Source organism: Actinoplanes sp. NPDC051470, assembly GCF_040682035.1.
GTDB lineage: Bacteria > Actinomycetota > Actinomycetes > Mycobacteriales > Micromonosporaceae > Actinoplanes.
Genome location: NZ_JBFBAA010000022.1, coordinates 36,241 through 50,688 on the forward strand (window position 1 = coordinate 36,241; position 14,448 = coordinate 50,688).

Here is a 14,448-nt window from a genome sequence, read left to right on the forward strand (position 1 = left end):
GGGGACCCGGCGCCGTTGATCGACGTCACCGGAGCCGGCGGCAAGCCTGGTGGCGTGCGCGGCTCGGGTGTGTCGTCCTTCGGCATGAATGTCCCCGGCGGGCATCTGGTCTCGTGACATCTGTGGTCCCTGTTCCGATGTTGCCCCGGACCAGGTCCACTTTTCCGCTGTTCGGGCGATCGGCACGGTCAGCTGTCGCTCCGGGCCCTGGCCCGGGCGGCGCGGCGGCCCTTGAGGTACGCCCGCGGGCCGGCCAGCATCCCCTTCCGGTTCGCCTTGAGCAGCTCGCGCGGGAAGTCGTCCTGCAGCGTGGAGACGCGCAGGCTGTCCGACCCGGTCAGGTCGCGCAGCGCGGTGGGGGCCAGCTTGATCAGCGGCCACAGCAGCCCCGGCCGGCTCAGCACCAGGCTGGTGTACGCCGCGGTGAGCCCCGCGCCGTACCCGACCATCTGCTTCTCCAGCCCGGCCAGGTCACGCCGGTGGTAGTGGTGGGTGACCGCCGACGGCTGGTAGACGATCGTGCCCCCGCCGACCAGCACCTGGGTGAAGGCCAGGGTGTCCTCCGAGCCCATGGCCGGGGTGCCGGCGCCCAGCGCCACGTCGAAGCCGCCGATCCGCTCGATCACGCCGGGCCGGAAGGTCATGTTGGCCCCGGTGCCGAACGGCGGCAGCGGGTAGAGCGGGCTCTGCTTGTGCGCGGTGGCCGGGCTGAACACGTCCGGCTTGAAGCCGCGGCCCTTGCTGTGCCCGCCGAACTGCTCGAACCACAGCTGGGCCTGGGTCTCCAGCTCGGCCGGCACGATCACGCCGGAGATCACGTCGGCGTCCGGGTGGTCGGCCAGCGCCCGGGCCACCTCGGCCAGCCAGTTCACGTCGGCCCGCTCGTCGTCGTCGATCCAGGCCAGGATCTCGCCGGGCGCCGCCTTGACGGCGGTGTTGCGGGCGAAGGACAGGCCGGGGGCCGGCTCGCAGAGGTAGTCGACGTGCCCGCGTGCGGCCGCGGCCTCGACCACCTCCTTGGTGGCGTCGCTGGTGGGGGCGTTGTCCACGACCAGCACCCGGAAGGCCGGGTAGTTCTGCGCGAGGAGGCTGTCCAGGCAGTTGCGGAGCTCTTCCGGGTGCTCCCGGGTGCAGATCACCACGGTGATGTGCGGGGCGGTGGCCAGCACCTCGCGCCGGCGGGCCAGGAAGGCCGGCTCGGTGTCGGTGGTGATGCCGTCGATCGGCAGCGTGTCCAGGCCGAGCGCGCTGAGCTGCGGCTGCACGGTGGTGCCGAGCTCGTGGTCGATGATCCGGCCCACGTCGGCCGGGCGCAGGCCCTTGAGCGGCACGTCGACCAGCACGGTGCCGATCGGCTCGGTGAACAGCCGGACCAGCATCCAGGCCTGGAGCACCCGGCGGCCGTCGGCGGCGATGCCGGCGATGGTCGGCAGCGGGTCGGACAGGTCGATGTCGTGCACCGCGGCGGGGCGGGTGCCGCCGACCGGCTCGACGCCCGGGCCGAGCAGCAGGTCGTCGTCGCGCTGGGCGGGCGCCCACGCGGCGCCGTTGAGGTCGGTGGTCATCGGCTGGCCTCCAGCTCCGGGCGGTGGGCGGGCTTGGTGCGCTTGGTCGAAAGGGTCTCCACCGCGCCGCCGACGCCGGCCGCGGCGACGCCGGCGAGCACGCTGCCGGCCTTGAGGGCGTGCGCGACGCCCCGGCCCCGCGAGGCGGCGGCGATGTTGCGGACCACGGCGCGGGGCAGCGAGCGCAGGTAGTCGCGCTCGGCGCCGAGCGAGTCGCCCTTGGTGTTCAGGCCGGCCATCTGCACCTTGCCGCGGCCCTCGGCGTAGCAGCGCTTGATGAAGAACGAGAAGGTGGACCGGCTCGCCGGCACCTCGTGGCGGATCACCGCGTCCGGCACGTACATCCAGTGGCCGCCGGTGGCCTGGCTCAACCGGATGCACAGCTCGGTGTCCTCGGGGCGGTTCTGGCCACCGAGCTTGCCGAAGCCGGTACGGAAGCCTCCGACCTGGACGAACGCCTCGCGCCGGACCACCATGCTCGCCGACCAGACGTTGCGGATGGGTGAGATCTCGGTGGGCATGCCGGCGTACGAGCCGCCGACCGCCCAGAGGAACTCCTCGGGCATCCAGCGCGGCTCCGTTCCCTCCCACGCCGGGCTGATCCCGCCGCCGGTGCCGATCACCTTGGGGTCGGCGAACGGCGCGACGAGCCTGCCCAGCCAGTCCGGCTCGGCAGTGATGTCGTCGTCCATGAACGCGATCAGCGCGGTGTGGGTGTGGAAGGCGCCGGTGTTGCGGTTGCCCGACACGCCCTGGGCGTACAGGTTCTCCAGCACCGTCACGCCCTGGAGGTCACGGCGGGCGCGCCGGTAGAGCGCCGGGTTGTGGTCGACCACGACCACGACCTCGGCCGGGGTGTAGATCTGCGACCGTGCGCAGGCGACGGTGCGGACCAGCGATGACCAGCGTTGTTCGGTGTGGGTGGGGATCACGATGCTGATCTCGGGACGGAAGTTCTCCACGTGGGGGGACTCCTTGCGAGGCGGGCGGAACTGGGGAGCGGGTGGGTGGGGAGCGGGGCGACCGGGTGGGGTCAGTCGCCGGCGCGGGCCTCGAGGCGCTTCTTGATGTCGTCGGTACGCCCGGCGCCGACCTCGCGGAACGGGCCTCGGTTGACGTGCGCGCCGGCCGAGCGGGGGTCGGCGGGGTGCGCGGCGGCGGCCGGGGTGTTCCGGTTGACCTGCTCGAGGCGGTTGCCGGCGGGCTGGGCCGGCACCTGGGCGGTGGCGATGGCCGGGAGCCGTCCGGCGCGGCGGTTGCGGCGCATCCGGCCGTACTCGCTGAAGATCGTGCGCAGCACCCGCGCGCCGTCACGGAAGGTGTTGAGGTTCGTCACTCCGTGGATGCGGGCGTGCTCGACGCTGCCGACCTCGCCGACCTCGAGCTGGTCGACCGCGGCCCGGATGTTGATCATCGTCTCGATCTCGAAGCCGTCGCCCCACAGCTTGCTGCCGTCGGCGTTGCGGGGGAGCCGGGTGTCCGGAAGGTCCAGCGACGGGACCACGCGGCGCCAGAACGCGTTGTAGCCGTAGCAGAGATCGGTGAACTTCGTACCGAACAGTACGTTGACCACGACGTTGAGCCCATCGTTGCCCAGCTTGCGCAGCTTGGTGATGTCGTGGCTGTGCCCGCCGTGGCTGAACCGGGATCCCTTGACGAAGTCGTCGCCGGCCACCAGCTTGGCCACGAACAGCGGGATCTCCTTCGGGTCGGTCGACCCGTCGGCGTCGATCATCACGATGATGTCGCTCGTGCACGCGGCGAAGCCGCAGGCCAGGGCGTTGCCCTTGCCGGTGCGGGTCTGCTGCACGACAACCACGTCGGGGCGCAGCTCGCGGGCCACCTCGACGGTCCGGTCCTTCGATCCACCGTCGACCAGGACGACCTCGTCGATGCCGTCCGGCAGGTCGGCGAAAACGTGCGGGAGATTCCGTTCCTCGTTGAGGGTGGGGATCACAACGCTTACCGTCGGTAACGACGTGCCGTTACCCGGCGTGTTGCCGGCTGGCGGGGAGAGCTGCATGTCGGTCCCTTCAGGGGGCGGCGGTTGCGACCCTTTCCGGGGGTTTCGGAGACCGGAACCCGAGTCGCTCGCTTCTGCCCAAGACCCTAGCAACACGCTACGTAGCGTCAACTGACCAAAGGGACAGGTCGCGGATGTCCGTGTGTTGAACCGGCGACATCCGTATGAGCAGGGGTTATTCACTCGGGTAGCAAGATTGTCTTGAAGTCCCGCCAGTCACGCTTGGTAACGGGCATTGGTCATCAAGATCCGCGTAAGGGACGTCCACGCATCGAAGCGTCCAGTCGTGTCGATCAACCATCGGAATGGGGCATTGTCGGTATGTCGGAATGGCAGGTGTGAGTTATGCCACTGGATGCTGCGGTTACAAACCGTGATGGCGTGGTGCAGCTCGGTTATATCGGACGGGTGACGCGGCCGGCCGGCCATCGATGGTTGAATATCACTCATGATTTCCGGCCGGCTTAGACTCGTTGCGTGAGTCAAGCACTACCGTGGGTGAGGCGATGACGGACGACAGTGCGGTGTGTGTTTGTGGTCACCCGCAGGACGCACACGAACACCTTCGCCGCGGCACCGACTGCACCTTCTGCGGTGCCGGGAAGTGCGCGCGGTTCCGTCGCCGGCGCTGGTGGCGCCGAGCCGTCTAGGCCGAGCCGTCCAGGCCGAGCCGTCCAGGCCGGGGCGCGGGCCGGAATCGCCCGGAAGCGGTCACCATCACCCGGATGAGCGGTCACGATGGTGGCGGGCCTGCCGCCCGCATTCGCCAATGCCTATAAAGCCGGTAGGCTAACTCCGTTCTCGCGGCCGGACGGCCGCCCGTGAGGAGGACCCGATGGCGCTTCCGGACTTCCTGATCGCAGGTGTGCCGAAGGCCGGAACCACGGCCCTGCACGCCGCCCTGGCCCCCCATCCCGACCTGTTCCTGTCGCGGGTCAAGGAGCCGAAGTTCTTCCTCAGCTCCGGCCGGCCGCCGGACACCGGTGGTCCGGGCGACGTGCAGACCTATCAGGAGCACGTGTGGCGCCGGGCCGACTACGAGGCCCTCTTCGACGCGGCGCCGCCCGGCGCCCTGACCGGCGAGGCGACGCCGTTCTACCTGGGTGACCTGGCCGCGCACGACCGGATCGCGAGGCTGCTGCCCGACGTACGCCTGATCCTTCTGCTCCGCGACCCGGTCGACCGCGCCCATTCGAACTGGACCCACCTCTGGATCGCGGGCCTGGAGTCCGAGGCCGACTTCCTGGCCGCGTGCGAGTCCGAGGCCGACCGGATCGTGGCCGGCTGGGCCGACTTCTGGCACTACAAGCGGCTCGGGCTCTACGGCGAGCAGATCCAGCACCTGTTCGAGCGGATCAACCGGGACCGGGTGCTGCTGCTGCGCTACCGCGACCTCAAGGACGCGCCGGTCGCCACGCTCGACCGGGTCTGCGAGTTCCTGGGTGTGCGCACCGGGGTGCTGCCGTTAATCCCCAAGGAGAACGTCAACCGGCACGTGGTCGAGGACAACGCGGTCAACGGCGTCCTCCGTGGCCTGCTCCGTGCGGGCGGCGCCGTCGGCCACCGCTTCCCGGTGCCGTTGCGCCTGGCTGCCCGCGGCCCGCTGTTGACCCTGCTGCACCGCAAGAACGGGACGCGGCCGGGCACCACCCCGGCGATGCGCGAGGCGTTGCTGCCATACTTCTCCGACGACATCGCCCTGCTGGAGAAGATCACCGGCGAGCACTATGACGACTGGCTCGAGGTGGACCGACACGCCACCAGGGCAGAATCCCCACCAGTTGTATAGAGAATGCGGGTACCCTTCGCAGCGATCATCATCGCGAGTACGAGGGAGTACGCCGTGACCACCGGGATTTCCACCCTGCCGCTGCCACGCTGGGACGAGTCGGTCGTGGTGGTCGAGCCGCCCGGCAGCGAACCCGGCGCCTGGTCCGGGGCGCCCAGCGCGGTCGTGTCCGACGGGCACGTCTACCTGGCCTACCGGCTGCGGCTGCCGATCGGCGCCGGCCGCGGCATCGCCAACGTGGTCGCCAGGTCGGCCGATGGCCTGACCTTCACCACGCTGGCCGAGGTCAGCAAGGACACGTTCGGCGCCGAGTCGCTGGAGCGCCCGGCCATCGTGCGGACGCCCGACGGGCGGTGGCGGCTCTACGTCAGCGTGGCCACCCCGGGCACCAAGCACTGGCGGGTCGACCTGGTCGAGGCCGACACCCCCGAGGGCCTGGCCACGGCCACCCCGCGCACGGTGCTGGCCGGCGACGAGGCGCGCGGCGTGAAAGACCCGGTGATCCACCACGACGAGTACGGCTGGCACCTGTGGGCCTCGGTGCACCCGCTCGAGTCGTGGGACGACGCCGACCGGATGACCACCGAATACTTCACCAGCCCCGACGGTGTGCTGTGGACGTGGCGGCGGACCGCGCTGACCGGCCGGGCCGGCGAGTGGGACGCGCGCGGCGTACGCGTCTCGTCGGTCGTGGTCGACGGCGACGAGGTGCAGGCGGCGTACGACGGCCGGGCCACGGCGGGGGAGAACTGGGAGGAGCGCACGGGCACGGCCCGGGGCGCCCGCCTCGCCGACGGCAGTTTCGGCCCGCTCACCGCCGCCGACGGGCCGCCGCTGGGCAGCCCGCACGCCCCGAACGGGCTGCGCTACCTGAGCGTGGTCACCATGCCGGACGGCGCCGGCCGGCTGTACTACGAGGCGACCCGCGCCGACGGCGCCCACGACCTGCGGAGCGAGCCGGCCTGAGAGCGGCGTCACGCTGCTCGGGGGCGCGCGCCCGGCCGAGCCCGACCTGGCCTAACGTCGATCTTGAACGCGCGGTGCCGGCGTACCAATCAAGGCATCGATCACGGCGGGGCCGTCCTCACGAAGGGCGGCCCCGCTGTGTCAGCACCCCCGACCACTCGGACGGGTGTACGGATCTTCCGTTTGTCGCGGGCGGCGCGAGGGTAGGCAACGTTCGTGGCCGGGGGGACGGGAGTGTGTTGACGATGCGCGTGGTGGGCGAGCGGTACGAGCTCGTGCGGCGCATCGGCATCGGCGGCATGTCCGAGGTGTGGCACGGCCACGACCAGGTGCTCGACCGTCCCGTCGCGGTGAAGCTGATGTCGACCGCGGCGGCCGGCACGCTCGGCGAGGTCTCCGGCGTCGACGTCGTCCGCACCGAGGCCCGCTCGGCGGCCCGGCTGGCCCATCCCAACGTGGCCGGCGTGCACGACTTCGGCACCTCACGCTCGGGCGGCGAGGACGTGCCGTACATCGTCATGGAGCTGGTCGAGGGGCAGACGCTCAGCGACCACCTGGCCCGTGCGCCGCTGGACTGGCGGATCGCCGTCCGCGTCGCGGCCGAGGTCGCCGCCGCGCTGGCCGCCGCACACGCCGAGCATGTCGTGCACCGCGACATCAAGCCGGCCAACATCATGCTCACCCCGGCCGGCGCCAAGGTGCTCGACTTCGGCATCGCCGCCGCGATCGGATCGCCCGACCCCGATCCGGAGGGCCCGGTGATGGGCACCCCGGCGTACGTCGCCCCGGAGCGCTTCGACGGCCTGCCCGCGACCCCGGCGACCGACATGTTCTCGCTGGGCACGCTGCTCTACCACTGCCTGTCCGGCCGGTTGCCGTGGACCGCCACGACCAACACCGAGCTGGTGCACGCCCAGCGCTTCGACCACCCCGACCCGCTGCCCCCGATCGAGGGGATGGCGAGCGAGGTGCTCGACCTGATGTCCCGCTGCCTCGACAAGGACCCGCTCGAGCGCCCGACCGCCATGGTCGCCGCGCTGCTGCTGGCCGAGGCGGTGGATGCCCGGGTCTACGTGCCGATGGCCGACTTCGAGTCGGCCCGGCCGCTGCCGGCCTTCGACCAGCGGGCGGCCGAGATGCCGACCGCGGCGTCGATGCCGACCGAGCCGCGTTTCGGCCGGCATCGAGCCGACTAGCGCTTGTCCTGCCGATCAGCCGCTGCGAGGTACGACGACCAGAGGGCTGCGCGCGCCCCGGACCAGCTTCGTCGAGACCCCGCCCAGCAGGACCCGGCGGGCCGGGCCGTAGCCCCGCGAGCCGCAGCAGAGGACGTCCACCTCGTCGAGCTCGGTGAGCGCCTCGACCACGTGGCCGGTGAGCAGCTTCCAGTCGACCTCGACGCCGCTGACCGTGGCGGCCGCCCGGCGCAACGACTCCTCGTACGTCTCGCGGGCGGTCTCCAGGAACGCGTGCTCCGCGTCCGCCCCGACCAGGAACGGCAGCGTCCCGTCGGTGTCCGCCACCACCGTGTAGAGCCGCAGCGTGGCGCCGGTCCGGCGGGCGATCTCGGCGCCTTCGGCCAGCGCGGCGCGTCCGTCCGGCGTGTCCACGTAGGCGACGCCGACCCGGCCGTGGGCGCCCGGCGCCGCCCCCATCTCCTGCGGCGCGACCGCGATCGGCCACTGGCTGCCGGCCAGCAGGCGTTCGGCCGTGCTGCCGGCGAGGAGCCGGTTCTTCGGCCCGGTGCTGGAGGAGCCGACCGTGATCACCGAGGCCCGTACCTCCTCGGCCAGGTCGTGCAGCCCGTGCGCGGCCGAGGAGGACGCCACCGAGCGGTACTCCACCTCGCCGGGCACGTCGGCCAGCGCCGCCCGGGCGCCGTCGAGCACGGCCTCCGCGGCCCGGTGCCGGTCGGCGACCCATTCGGCGTCGACCCGGCCCGAGCCGAGCGCGCTGGGCGCCGCGTGCACGACCGCCACGACCAGCGGCACGCCCAGGCTGTCGGCCAGCCAGCGGCCCAGGAACAGGGCGTCGGTGCCGCACGCCTGGCCGTCGACGCCGGTGACGACCGGTCCGGTCATCTCGGCTCACCTCCGTCCGGCGGCGGGGTGGTGCGGCCGGCCAGCGCGTCCTTGCGGACCTTGGAGTGGCGGTAGCCGTACGCGAAGTAGATGACGATGCCGATGACCAGCCAGACCACGAACCGGATCCAGGTGTCGATGGGCAGGTCGCTCATCAGGTAGACGGCGAACAGCACGCCGAGGATCGGCAGCACCGGCGACCACGGCACGCGGTACGGCCGCGGCATCTCCGGCCGGGTCCGGCGCAGGATGATCACGCCGATGTTGACCAGCACGAACGCGAACAGCGTGCCGATGTTCACCAGCTTGACGATCTCGCTCAGCGGCACCAGGGCGGCCAGGATGGCGATCAGCACGCCGAGGCCGATGGTGAGCCGGGCCGGGGTGCCGTACCGCTGGTTGACCTGGGCCAGCTTCTCCGGGAGCAGGCCGTCGCGGCACATGGCGAAGAAGATGCGGGTCTGGCCGTACATGATGACGAGGACCACGCTGGTGATCGCGACGACCGCGCCGAGCGCCAGGATCCCGGCCGCCCAGCTGATGCCCGCGCCCTGGTCGAGCGCGGCGGCCAGCGGCGCGTCGCTCTCCTTCATCTGGTCCGGGCTGGCGATGCCGAGCGCGCCGACCGCGGTCAGCACGTAGAAGATCGTGCAGATGATCAGCGAGCCGATGATCGCCCGCGGCAGGTCCTTGGCCGGGTTGCGGGCCTCCTCGGAGCCGGTCGAGACCGCGTCGAACCCGATGTACGCGAAGAAGATGATCGCCGCGGCCGAGGTCACCCCGTCGACCCCGGTGGGCGCGAAGTTCTGGAAGTTGCCGGTGCCGAAGTTGACGAACGCCACCACGATGAAGAACAGCAGCACGGTCAGCTTGATGACGACCATGACGAAGTTGACCCGTGCGCTCTCGGTGACGCCCCGGACCAGCAGGAGCGTGATCGCCAGGACGATGAACACGGCCGGCAGGTTGAAGACGCCGCCGTCCTCGGGCGACTTCGAGATCGCGTCGGGCAGGGCCACGCCGAAGGCGGAGTCGAGGAACGCGTTCAGGTTGCCGCCCCACCCGACCGCGATCGCGGCCACCGAGACGCCGTACTCCAGGATCAGGTCCCACCCGATGATCCAGGCGACGATCTCGCCGAGGGTGGCGTACGTGTAGGTGTAGGCGCTGCCGGCGACCGGGATGGACGAGGCCAGCTCGGCGTACGACAACGCGGAGAACGCACAGGCCACGGCGGCCAGCACGAACGAGAGGATGACGGCGGGACCGGCCACGCCGGCGCCCTCGCCGATGACCACGAAGATGCCGGTGCCGATGATCGCGCCGACGCCCATCGCGGTGAGCTGACTGGCGCCGACCGCCTTCTTGAGGCCGTGTCCTTCCTCACTGGTCTCGGTGATCAGGGAACGCACATCACGGATCGCGAAGATCCCCGGTTTCTGTCCCGATGCTGTGGCCATAGAACCCACGCCTCCGCCCTGCCGGGTGACGGTTACCGATGCTCACAGTTCCGTTCCCACAGGTGGGCCGCAAGATGGACGGCAAGTGGATCAGCAGAGTCCGGCAATCTTGGTGTCCCCACTTGTGCAATCGCCCGGACGGTGGGTGACCGGGAGCGCACGCGGTGTACGCCGGGGTCGCGGAAGATGCGCCAACCTGCGGGGGATGAGCAGGTCGTTGTACGGTGGGGAAGCAGTCACACGACAAGGAGAGGCCCAGCATGGGTGAGGCCGTGATGACGACCCGGCGCCAGGCCGACGGGGCCATGGTGGTCGACGTGCGCGGCACCCTGGACGCGGCCACCGTCGACGCGTTGCGCGAGGCGTTGCTGTCCACGCTGCACGCGCAACGACCGGTCACGATGATCGTCGACCTGACGTTCGTCACGTTCATGGACTCGATGGGCATCGGCGCGCTGGTCACCGGCTACAACGCCGCGCGCGAGACCGGCACCCGGTTCGTGCTGCGCAACCCCAGCGAGTTCGTGCACCGCCAGCTCCGGGTCACCGGCCTGGCCGAGATGTTCGGGCTCCCGCCGTCGATGGAGTCCCCGCAGCACTACGGCTCGTAGATCTTGTGCCCTTCCCCGGAGGGACCGTTAAGGTTCGTTCATGGAACCGGGGGCCGGGGCGTGGTGTCGTGGCCCCGAGGTCTGCTTCCGCCTGCTTGATCAAGATCAACGGCTGGCCGGGGTACGGCTGGGAAGCGGCGCGTTCCCCCGGGGCGCCGATCTCACGTTCGCCTACGACCCGGCCGACCACGCCTGGGAGCTGCGCCGGCCCCGCCCGCCCGTCCGCCGGCTCGAGTACAAGCTGGAACTGACCCACCCCGAGGGGCGTACCGAATGGGTCTGCGACCCGGACAACCCACTCCGCGTGGGCGGCGGGTTCGGCGACTCCTCCGAGCTGCGCTGCGACGACTACCGCGAACCGGCCTGGCTGACGCTGCCGCAGGTCCACGGCGCCTGGCGCGACGTCTACCTGCCGCTGCCCGCGGTGCGCGGCGAGATGGTCGCGCAGGTGTGGTCGCCGGACGCGTCCACCGGCCGGGTCGTGATCGCCCACGACGGGCCCGACTACCACCGCTTCGGCGAGCTCGGCCGGTACGCCGCCGCAATGATCGGCGCCGGCCAGGTGCCACCGTTCCACCTGGTCCTGCTGCCGCCGGGCGAGCGCTTCGAGTGGTACTCGGCCAGTCCCGCGTACGCTCGCGCCCTGGCCCGCGACGCCCTGCCCAAGCTCGCCGCCGAGCTGGGCGCCGACCGGCCCGTCGTCGGCATCGGCGCCAGCCTCGGCGGGCTGGCCATGCTGCACGCCCAGCGCCGGCACCCGGCCGCCTTCGGCGGGCTCTTCCTGCAGTCGGCCAGCCTGTTCCAGCCGCGCTTCGACCGCCAGGAGTCCGGCTTCGGGCGCTACCTGCGGATCGTCCGGTTCACCGGCCGGGTCCGCCGCCGTCCCGACGGTCCCGCCGTGCCGATCACGCTCACCTGTGGTGCGGTCGAGGAGAACCTGGCCAACAACAAGGACATGGCGGCCGTGCTCAGCGGGCACGGCTACGACGTGTCGTTCGACGAGGTGCCGGACGCGCACACCTGGATCGGCTGGCGCGACGCCCTCGACCCCTACCTCACCACGTTGCTGCAGAAAGTGTTCTAGATCCTGGAGGAAGCGGGCCGTGGCCGACGTCGAACACACCATCGGATTGTTGCTGGGGACCGAGGACGACTGGCCCCGGGCCTACGAGGCCCTGCTGCGGCGGGTCGGTGCGGTCAAGGACGACCACGGGCGTACGCACGACGTACGCAGCGAACGCGTCACCATCGAGCCGTTCAACCTGCGCGACAAGCCGAGGCACAGCCTGGTCATCGACCGGCTCGCGTACTGGTACTACCACCCGCGCGAGTGGCTCAAGAAGATCTCCATGATGGACGACGTGTACCTGCTGAACAGCCCGTTCACCTTCCAGTCGATGGAGAAGCACACGGCCTACTGCGCGATGATCCGGCTCGGGCTCAAGGTGCCCGAGACGGTGCTGGTGCCGTACAAGAACCCGCTGGACAACTCGCGGTGGGCGTACACGTCGGCGCGTTACAACGAGGCGTTCGACCTGGACGAGACCGCGGCGCAGGTGGGCTACCCGCTGTTCATGAAGCCGTACGACGGCGGCGCCTGGGTCGGCGTCTCCAAGATCCGCAACGCCACCGAGCTGCACGACGCCTACGACGCCTCCGGCGAGCGCCTGATGCACCTGCAGGCCGCCGTCGAGGGCTACGACGTGTTCGCCCGCTCGCTGACCATCGGCCCCGAGACCATGGTCATGAAGTTCCGGCCCGACCTGCCGATGTACGACCGGTACGCGGTCGAGCACGACTTCCTCACGCCCGAGACCGGCGACGAGGTCATCACCATCTCCCGGCTGATCAACGCGTTCTTCCGGTGGGAGTTCAACAGCTGCGAGTCGCTCGTCAAGGGCGGCGAGGTGCACCCCATCGACTACGCCAACGCCTGCCCCGACGTGGCCGTCACGTCGCTGCACTACTACTTCCCGTGGGCAATGGCGGCGCTGCTGCGCTGGACGGTGTTCTGCGTGGTCACCGGCCGCAAGCCGCGGCTCGACATGAACAGCGCCGAGTACTTCGCGATCGGTGACCGGGACGACCTGTCGTACGCCGAGAAGCTGGCCGGCTACCGGAAGCTGGCCGACGAGTACTTCGAGGTGGAGAAGTACCAGGACTTCTGTGCCCGGCACCTCTCCCACGTCGACGAGATGGTGTACGACTGGGTCAGCTCGCCCGACTTCACCAGGCTGCTCGACGAGACCGTCCGCAGCACCTACCCGGCGCACGAGCACGAGCGCTTCCTCGGGCACTTCGGCGGCCTGATGGACGCCTGGGTCCGCGACAACTCCTAGGGTTTCAAAGGCTTCGCCAGAACGCGCATCGGTGCCGGGCGTCGATGTCGACCGGCTTGATCGCGTCCGGGGCCAGCTGGAGGCCGGTCGCCCCCGGCCAGGCCGGTGCGCCCGCGTGGTTCGGGTCGCCGGTGCGCGCGAACGCGGACCAGTAGCCGATCATCCGGGCGGCCAGGCGGCGCTGGGCGTCGGTGTAGTACGGGTCGGTGATCGGCTTACGACCGGCCACCTCGAAGAGATTCGGCAGCTCGGAGGCGTGTGAGGCGCCCGCGTCGAAGCCCGGCGGCAGGTCCGCGATCGGCTGGGCGTGCTCGTCGGCGAAGTCGTAGGTGCGGGCGTACCCCGGCACATCCTGCGCGCAGGTGCTGCTGTCGGTGAACGCCGCCGCCCACGCCCGGGCGACGTCCTTGTCCCGGCCGTACCGCTGAACGATCTTCCCGGCCGGTTCCGCGCCGAACGCGTCCGCCATCAGCGTGGCGAAGCCGGCCTTCGACCAGTCGTAGCCGGCCAGCGCCATGATGCCGGCCGTGAGCCGGTGCTCGTCCCGGGTGGCGCCGACGATCATCGGAACGCTCGTGTTCCGGATCGCGAGGCGCGGGTCCTCCGGCAGGCTCGGCGTCCGGTAGGCCGCCGAGCCGAAAGCCGGATACCGCGGGTTGAGCGCGTCGACCGGCAGCTTGCGCAGGCAGTCGACGGTGTCGCAGCCCAGCGCCCGCATCGCGGCGGCCCCGATCGCGTCGATCTCGGCGGCCGGCCGGAAGAAGTGGAACTCCGGGCTGCCGGTCGGTGTCAGGTTCTTCGGGATCGTGCCGTCGCAGAAGCCGCTCTGCATGATCGCCCGGCGCAGCAGCCCCTTGGCCCCTGGCGACGTGACCTGGGCACACGTGGCGATCGCGCCGCCCGACTCGCCGAACAACGTCACGTTGCCCGGGTCGCCGCCGAACTCCCGGATGTTGTCCCGCACCCAGCGCAACGCCGCCTGCTGATCCTGGAACCCGAACGTCCCGCCGCCGTCGAGACCCGGCGCGCCGAAGAAGCCGTACAGGCCGAGCCGGAACTCGACGGTCACCACGACGACGTCACCCCGCGCGACCAGCCGCCGCGGGTCGTAGTCCCGCCCGGCGCCCTCGGCGAACCCGCCACCGTGCAGCCAGACCATGACCGGCTTGTTCCCGCCCGTCGCCGGGGCGGTCACGTCGAGATAGAGACAGTCCTCGGCGGCGTCCTTGCGGTTCGGCCCTTGAGCGCAGGGCGGGCCGGACCTCGTCGTCTCGCGGACGCCGGGCCAGGGCGCCGGCTCGCGCGGGGCGCGCCAGCGCAGGTCGTCGACGGGCGGGGCGGCGTACGGGACGCCCTTGAATCGTTTGACCTCGCCGTCGCTTGCACCGTGGACCAGGCCGGCCCTTGTGCGGGCGGTCAGATGGTCGTTGCTCTGGGCCGCGGCGGTGCAGCCGGCGAGGGCCAGGGCCGCGGACAGGAGGGCGGTGACTGTTCGGTTTCCCATCATGTCTTCCAGCCTTGGGCGTCCGGGCGGGCGGGTGCAGCGCAGATCAGCGAGGCCCTGGTAGCCGATCGGCCATTGACGGCCCCCCGGCGCTTGCTCTGAGCGCGTAT

General features: G+C 71.0%; 12 protein-coding genes. 6 read left to right on the forward strand and 6 right to left on the reverse strand.

The window, feature by feature from the left end; all coding sequences use genetic code 11:
* Positions 1–188: 188 nt before the first annotated feature.
* The 3 genes from AB0M54_RS31765 to AB0M54_RS31775 all read right to left on the reverse strand — a co-directional run bounded on the left by AB0M54_RS31765 (position 189) and on the right by AB0M54_RS31775 (position 3,522).
* Positions 189–1,565, reverse strand: coding sequence for a glycosyltransferase family 2 protein (locus tag AB0M54_RS31765; protein WP_364475370.1), 1,377 nt, complete (start codon positions 1,563–1,565; stop codon positions 189–191).
* Positions 1,562–2,527, reverse strand: a complete 966-nt coding sequence (locus AB0M54_RS31770; RefSeq protein ID WP_364322943.1) for a glycosyltransferase family 2 protein — start codon at positions 2,525–2,527, stop codon at positions 1,562–1,564. Before AB0M54_RS31770 ends, AB0M54_RS31765 begins: the two co-directional genes overlap by 4 nt.
* Positions 2,528–2,598: 71 nt before the next feature.
* The gene (locus tag AB0M54_RS31775; protein WP_364322946.1) at positions 2,599–3,522 is read right to left on the reverse strand and encodes a glycosyltransferase family 2 protein; all 924 of its coding nucleotides are present in this window, start codon (positions 3,520–3,522) and stop codon (positions 2,599–2,601) included.
* A gap of 901 nt (positions 3,523–4,423) precedes the next feature.
* Here AB0M54_RS31775 and AB0M54_RS31780 point away from each other — a divergent pair.
* The 3 genes from AB0M54_RS31780 (at position 4,424) to AB0M54_RS31790 (ending at position 7,539) form a co-directional block, all read left to right on the forward strand.
* Complete coding sequence (locus AB0M54_RS31780; protein WP_364475372.1) at positions 4,424–5,377, forward strand: sulfotransferase; 954 nt, start codon at positions 4,424–4,426, stop codon at positions 5,375–5,377.
* A gap of 54 nt (positions 5,378–5,431) precedes the next feature.
* Complete coding sequence (locus tag AB0M54_RS31785; RefSeq protein ID WP_364475374.1) at positions 5,432–6,343, forward strand: hypothetical protein; 912 nt, start codon at positions 5,432–5,434, stop codon at positions 6,341–6,343.
* A gap of 245 nt (positions 6,344–6,588) precedes the next feature.
* Positions 6,589–7,539: a serine/threonine-protein kinase gene (locus AB0M54_RS31790; RefSeq protein ID WP_364322956.1), complete on the forward strand. Its 951-nt coding sequence runs from the start codon at positions 6,589–6,591 to the stop codon at positions 7,537–7,539.
* A gap of 15 nt (positions 7,540–7,554) precedes the next feature.
* On the opposite strand, the gene AB0M54_RS31795 is transcribed toward AB0M54_RS31790, so the two are convergent.
* Together AB0M54_RS31795 and AB0M54_RS31800 are read right to left on the reverse strand one after the other, a co-directional pair.
* Positions 7,555–8,424, reverse strand: a complete 870-nt coding sequence (locus AB0M54_RS31795) for a universal stress protein (RefSeq protein WP_364475376.1) — start codon at positions 8,422–8,424, stop codon at positions 7,555–7,557.
* Positions 8,421–9,836: an amino acid permease gene (locus AB0M54_RS31800; RefSeq protein WP_364475378.1), complete on the reverse strand. Its 1,416-nt coding sequence runs from the start codon at positions 9,834–9,836 to the stop codon at positions 8,421–8,423. The genes AB0M54_RS31795 and AB0M54_RS31800 overlap by 4 nt, the downstream gene beginning before the upstream one ends.
* Before the next feature lie 308 nt (positions 9,837–10,144).
* Between AB0M54_RS31800 and AB0M54_RS31805 the strand changes: the two genes are divergently transcribed.
* Genes AB0M54_RS31805 through AB0M54_RS31815 form a run of 3 tightly spaced genes read left to right on the forward strand, consistent with a single transcriptional unit; the run spans position 10,145 to position 12,834 of the window.
* Positions 10,145–10,495, forward strand: coding sequence for an STAS domain-containing protein (locus tag AB0M54_RS31805; RefSeq protein WP_364475380.1), 351 nt, complete (start codon positions 10,145–10,147; stop codon positions 10,493–10,495).
* Between the two features lie 40 nt (positions 10,496–10,535).
* Positions 10,536–11,579: an alpha/beta hydrolase-fold protein gene (locus tag AB0M54_RS31810; RefSeq protein WP_364475381.1), complete on the forward strand. Its 1,044-nt coding sequence runs from the start codon at positions 10,536–10,538 to the stop codon at positions 11,577–11,579.
* 19 nt (positions 11,580–11,598) lie between these two features.
* Positions 11,599–12,834 (forward strand): hypothetical protein, encoded by a 1,236-nt coding sequence (locus tag AB0M54_RS31815; protein ID WP_364322968.1) that lies wholly within the window; start codon positions 11,599–11,601, stop codon positions 12,832–12,834.
* 4 nt (positions 12,835–12,838) lie between these two features.
* Here AB0M54_RS31815 and AB0M54_RS31820 read toward each other — a convergent pair whose 3' ends face one another.
* The gene (locus AB0M54_RS31820; RefSeq protein WP_364475383.1) at positions 12,839–14,338 is read right to left on the reverse strand and encodes a carboxylesterase family protein; all 1,500 of its coding nucleotides are present in this window, start codon (positions 14,336–14,338) and stop codon (positions 12,839–12,841) included.
* Between the last annotated feature and the right edge of the window lie 110 nt (positions 14,339–14,448).